Source organism: Mesorhizobium silamurunense (assembly GCF_014843825.1).
GTDB lineage: Bacteria > Pseudomonadota > Alphaproteobacteria > Rhizobiales > Rhizobiaceae > Mesorhizobium > Mesorhizobium silamurunense.
On record NZ_JHQR01000283.1, the window covers coordinates 1 to 5,409 of the forward strand.

General features: G+C 62.5%; 4 protein-coding genes. 1 reads left to right on the forward strand and 3 read right to left on the reverse strand.

Annotated elements, in window-relative coordinates:
* The 3 genes from DH10_RS29280 to DH10_RS29290 all read right to left on the reverse strand — a co-directional run.
* Positions 1–1,664 (reverse strand): helicase-related protein (locus tag DH10_RS29280; protein ID WP_281423873.1); only part of this gene is annotated, 1,664 nt, incomplete at its 3' end.
* Positions 1,665–2,355: 691 nt separating this feature from the next.
* Positions 2,356–3,078 carry a beta-ketoacyl-ACP reductase gene (gene phbB / locus DH10_RS29285; RefSeq protein ID WP_192247104.1) on the reverse strand — a complete coding sequence of 241 codons (723 nt, stop codon included), beginning with the start codon at positions 3,076–3,078 and terminating at the stop codon, positions 2,356–2,358.
* A gap of 109 nt (positions 3,079–3,187) precedes the next feature.
* Positions 3,188–4,372: an acetyl-CoA C-acetyltransferase gene (locus DH10_RS29290; protein WP_192247101.1), complete on the reverse strand. Its 1,185-nt coding sequence runs from the start codon at positions 4,370–4,372 to the stop codon at positions 3,188–3,190.
* A 305-nt stretch (positions 4,373–4,677) separates the two neighbouring features.
* Here DH10_RS29290 and phaR point away from each other — a divergent pair, with 305 nt between their 5' ends.
* The gene (gene phaR, locus DH10_RS29295) at positions 4,678–5,271 is read left to right on the forward strand and encodes a polyhydroxyalkanoate synthesis repressor PhaR (RefSeq protein WP_192247099.1); all 594 of its coding nucleotides are present in this window, start codon (positions 4,678–4,680) and stop codon (positions 5,269–5,271) included.
* Positions 5,272–5,409 lie beyond the last annotated feature (138 nt).

Sequence of the window (5,409 nt, forward strand, 5' to 3'; positions counted from 1 at the left end):
GCGGCGAAGCGCTCGGCGCGCGCCTCGAACTCCGCGCTGAGCGCCTTCTGGGCAGCGGTGCGCACCGCCTTGGCGTCCTCGCCGCCGGCGCTCTGGTCGGCGGTGAAGCGAAATCCTTGCAGCTCGCCGACGTGGTGGCCTTCGACGAGGACGGTTCCGGTTGGGCTGATTTCAGCTTCAGGCATGGTATTTTCTCTAAGGCGCCGCATGAGGACGGAAGTCCTGCGGTCTACGAAGCGTTTCGTCAACCGCTCATGCAGCGCATCCGACAATCTGTCTTCGATTTCGCGCGTCTTTTCCTGCCAGTGTAGCTGATCGGCCAGCCAGCCCGGTCGGTTGGAAACGAAGGTCCAGGTGCGGATCTGGGCGATCCGGTGCGACAGCGTGTCGATATCGCCATCCGTCGTGTCGGCTCGCCGCACCTGCTCGGCCATGTAATTCTCATCGACATGACCGCGGCGTGCAAGGTCCATGTAGATCGAGGCGATGAGGTCAGCATGCTGGGCGGGCGCGATCTTGCGGTAGTCGGGCAGCGCGCAGGCTTCCCAAAGCAGCGCCACGCGCTCCCTGCCGGTGGCGAGCGCCCTGATGTCCTCGTCGCGCGACAGGTGCTCCAGCGCCTGGGCGTCGACCGCCGGCAACGCTCGGGTCAGCCCTTCGACCGGAGCATTGGTCTCGATCGAGCGCTTCAAAGCGTCGAGGCTGGTGAAATCGAAATCGGCGGTGCGCCACTGCAGCACCTTCACCGGGTCGAAGTCGTGCCCCTCGATCTTCTTGACCAGATCCTCGTCGAACGGATCGACCTGGCCGGTGACGCCGAAGGTGCCGTCGCGCAGATGGCGGCCGGCGCGGCCCGCGATCTGGCCGAGCTCGGCCGCGGTCAGGTTGCGGTACTGGTAGCCGTCGAACTTGCGGTTCTGGGCGAAGGCGACGTGCTCGAGGTCGAGGTTCAGTCCCATGCCGATGGCGTCGGTGGCGACGAGATAGTCGACATCGCCGGACTGGAAGATCTCCACCTGGGCGTTGCGGGTGCGCGGGCTGAGCGCGCCGAGCACGACGGCTGCACCCCCCTGCTGGCGACGGATCAGCTCGGCGATGGCGTACACCTCGTCTGCCGAGAAGGCGACGATCGCGGTGCGCCGCGGCAGGCGGGTGAGCTTCTTCGAGCCAGCATAGGCAAGGTGCGACAGCCGCGGCCGCGTCACCACCGAGACGCCCTTCAGCAGGCGCTGCAGGATGCCGTGCATGGTGGCGGCGCCCAGAAGCAGCGTCTCCTGGCGGCCGCGCAGATGCAGGATGCGGTCGGTGAAAATGTGGCCGCGCTCGAGATCGCCCGCGAGCTGCACCTCGTCGATGGCGACGAAGGCGGCATCGGTCTCGCGCGGCATCGCCTCCACGGTGCAGACGGAATATTTCGCGCTCGCCGGAACGATCTTCTCTTCGCCGGTGATGAGCGCCACCTTGTGTGCGCCGACCTTCTCGCAGACGCGGGCATAGACCTCGCGGGCAAGAAGTCTCAGCGGCAGGCCGATGACGCCGGTCTCATGCGCCACCATGCGCTCGATGGCGAGATGGGTCTTGCCGGTGTTGGTGGGGCCGAGCACGGCCGTCACGTCACGGCCCGAAAGAATCAGCGGCTGGGTGTGTTTCGGCTGGATATTCATCGGCTCGGAAATAGGGGTTTCTGCCGCTTGTTGTCGGGGACGCGGCGGTGCCGTCGCGTGTGACAGCCGACACATAGGGATTTCAGACGCGAAGCGAAAGCGGAATGTTCCCATCAGGAGCAAAGACAGGCAAGGTCAGAATCCGCTGCCGATTAACCGTTGGAACGAGTCTGGAACGAATCGGCTACGAATCACTGACTCGGTCTGATTCAGGTTTTGTTCACGGCTATATTTGGATTTTTTAACGATGAGTCTCACCACATGCTGAATCCGGGAACTGGCCCGTTTCATGCTTGGCTCAGACGAGCTGCGAAGGGCTGTTAACTTTTGCCGGTGAACGATCGTCGCCGGCTTGGGCGTAGCGCCAAAATTATGAAATGGTTGACCTTTCCTAACCGCCGTTAATCTTTTCAGCGCCGTTTCCGGCTCTCAGCGTTAACTTTTCGGCCAAAGCCGGAACGAATCGGCGACGAATCAGCGATCCATGCATTTTCCCGGTTTGTTCACCCCTAGATATGGTGTTGTCCACAGCTTGTGCACCGAAAATCCACAGCTCGTGAACAAGGTTTCGCATAGGGCGAGTGGAGGCCGTTAACTTTTGCGTGCCGTATTGAGGCATGCGTCTCACCGGGGCCAAAGAAAACAGGCGGCCAGATATCCGGGCCGCCTGCTTATCGATGCCGAAAAAGCGTCAGGCGAAATATTGGCCGCCATTGGCGGTGATCGTCGAGCCGGTGATGAAGCCGGCCTCGTCCGAGGCGAGGAAGACGACGCAGCGCGCGATCTCTTCCGGCTCGCCGAGACGGCCGACCGGGATCTGAGCGATGATCGATTCCCGCACTTTTTCCGGCACGGCCATAACCATGTCGGTGGCGATGTAGCCCGGGCAGACGACGTTGACGGTGATGCCGGCGCGGGCCCCTTCCTGGGCAAGCGCCTTGGTGAACCCGATGTCGCCGGCTTTCGAGGCTGAATAGTTGACCTGGCCCATCTGGCCTTTCTGGCCATTGATCGAAGAAATGGTGATGACGCGGCCGAACTTGCGGTCGCGCATGCCGTTCCACAGCGGATGCGTCATGTTGAAGACGCCTGAAAGGTTGGTGTCGATGACCTCCTTCCACTGTTCGCGCGTCATCTTGTGGAACATGGTGTCGCGGGTGATGCCGGCATTGTTGACCAGCACCGAGACCGGGCCGAGATCGGCCTCGACTTGGGCGATGCCGGCGGCGCAGGCGTCGTAGTCGGCGACCGACCATTTGTACACGGGAATGCCGGTCTCGGCCTTGAATTTCTGAGCCGCCTCGTCATTGCCGGCATAGTTCGCGGCGACCGAATAACCGGCATTCTTCAGGGCCACCGATATGGCCGCGCCGATGCCGCGCGATCCGCCCGTGACGATTGCTACTTTGGTCATTTTGTTCCTCCTCCTTGTTCTTGGTGAATTGTCAAATAGTGAATGGTGAATGGTCGAAGACGGTCGGCTACCCGCCATTCACCATTTGCCATTCACCATTCACTTTTTGTCAGAGCGCTTCGACGCACATGGCGACGCCCATGCCGCCGCCGATGCAGAGCGTGGCGAGGCCCTTCTTGGCATTTCTGCGGCGCATCTCGTAGACCAGCGTGTTGAAGACGCGGGCGCCGGAGGCGCCGATCGGATGGCCGATGGCGATGGCGCCGCCATTGACGTTGACGATCGAGGGATCCCAGCCCATGCCCTTGTTGACGGCGCAGGCCTGCGCGGCGAAGGCCTCGTTGGCCTCGACGAGATCGAGATCCTTGACCGACCAGCCGGCTTTCTCCAGCGCCCTTTTCGAAGCCGGGATCGGGCCGGTGCCCATGATCGCCGGATCGACACCGGCGGTCGCCCAGGAGGCGATGCGGACCAACGGGGTGATGCCGCGCCGGGCAGCCTCGGCCTCGGTCATCAGTAGCGCGCCGGCGGCGCCGTCATTGATGCCGGAAGCGTTGGCTGCGGTGACCGTGCCGTCCTTGTCGAAAGCCGGTTTCAGCTTGGTCATGGCATCCAGCGTCGCGCCGTGACGGATATATTCGTCCTGGTCGACGATGGTATCGCCCTTCCTGCCCTTGATGGTGACGGCGACGATCTCGTCCTTGAACCTGCCGGCCTTCTGCGCGGCTTCGGCCTTGTTCTGCGAGGCGAGCGCGAACTCGTCCTGGTCGTCGCGGGTGATCTGGAACTGGCGGGCGACGTTCTCGGCGGTGTTGCCCATGTGGTAGCCGTTGAAGGCATCCCACAGGCCGTCCTTGATCATGGTGTCGATCATCTTGTAGTCGCCCATCTTGACGCCGGCGCGCAGGTGCTGGGCGTGCGGCGACAGCGACATCGATTCCTGGCCGCCCGCGACGATCACCCTGGCGTCGCCGGTGGCGATCTGCTGCATGCCGAGCGCGATGGCCCTGAGACCCGAGCCGCAAACCTGGTTGAGGCCCCAGGCCGTCGTCTCCTTGGGCAGGCCGGCATTGATCGAGGCCTGACGGGCCGGGTTCTGGCCCTGAGCGGCTGTCAGCACCTGGCCGAGGATGACTTCGTCGACGTCCGCTGCCTCGACGCCGGCCCGCGACAGCAATTCCCTGATGACCACGGCGCCGAGCTCGTGCGCCGGCGTTGCGGCGAAACTGCCATTGAAAGACCCGACCGCTGTGCGGGCGGCGCTGGCGACGACGATTGAATTGGAAGCGGACATTTTCTTCTCCAGACTTCGAGGTGTCGTGTTTTAGGCTATCGTTGAAGACTTTTCTTGCCCGTTCAAGTGCCTGAGTCAAACCGGAAATGGGCATGGCCGCCATGCGCGGCAAGCAGGTCGAGCGCTTATCGTGACAGCGCAGCCGTCGCTGCGCAGCACAATTTGCTCGGCCCATTCCGCATTAAATGATGCCGCACTGCACAAACCACTTGGAATTGTGGGGCTTTTGCGCATATCCTCGACAAATGGCGCAATCGTTACCGGCCGCTTACTCTGAACGCGCCGGTATCCTGGGGAGGATACGGATGGCCGCAAAAGACGACCCGATCGTCATCAAGAAATATGCCAACCGCCGGCTCTACAACACCGGCACCAGCACCTATGTGACGCTCGAGGACCTCGCCGACATGGTCAAGAAGGGCGAGGAGTTCACGGTGCAGGACGCCAAGACCGGCGACGACATCACGCATCCGGTGCTGACCCAGATCATCTTCGAGCTGGAGAACAAGGACGGGCAGAACATGCTGCCGATCCCGTTCCTGCGCCAGCTGATCTCCTTCTACGGCGACCAGATGCAGATGATCGTGCCGAGCTTCCTCGAACAGTCGATGATCGCCTTCTCCAAGGAGCAGGAGCGATTCCGCGAGCAGCTGAAGGGCGCGTTCGGCAAGACGCCGATCGACATGATGAAGACGCCGATGAAGGCGCTGGAAGAGCAGACGCGCCGCAACGTCGAGATGTTCCAGAACGCCATGCGCATGTTCACGCCGTTCCCATCGGCCGGGTCCAATTCCGCGGCGCCCACCGAGCCGCCGAAGAAGGACGAGAAATCCGACGACCTGCAGGAGCTTAAGGCGCAGATCGCTGCGATGCAGCGCAAGCTGGACGCGATGTCCTGACGGTTTTTGGCCGTCGTTACTGGCGGTCGCCAACGTTTGAGATGGCGGAAAAGGCCAATCCCTTCGTCATCCTCGGGTCTGCGTGCGTCGCTCCGCTCCTTGCTTCGCCCTAGGGTCAGGACTCATTGATCCAGAAGA

Bases quoted from the DNA above. Each gene is read 5' to 3' on its own strand.
- phbB (WP_192247104.1), bottom strand. From the start codon at position 3,078: ATGACCAAAGTAGCAATCGTCACGGGCGGATCGCGCGGCATCGGCGCG.
- DH10_RS29290 (WP_192247101.1), bottom strand. From the start codon at position 4,372: ATGTCCGCTTCCAATTCAATCGTCGTCGCCAGCGCCGCCCGCACAGCG.
- phaR (WP_192247099.1), top strand. From the start codon at position 4,678: ATGGCCGCAAAAGACGACCCGATCGTCATCAAGAAATATGCCAACCGC.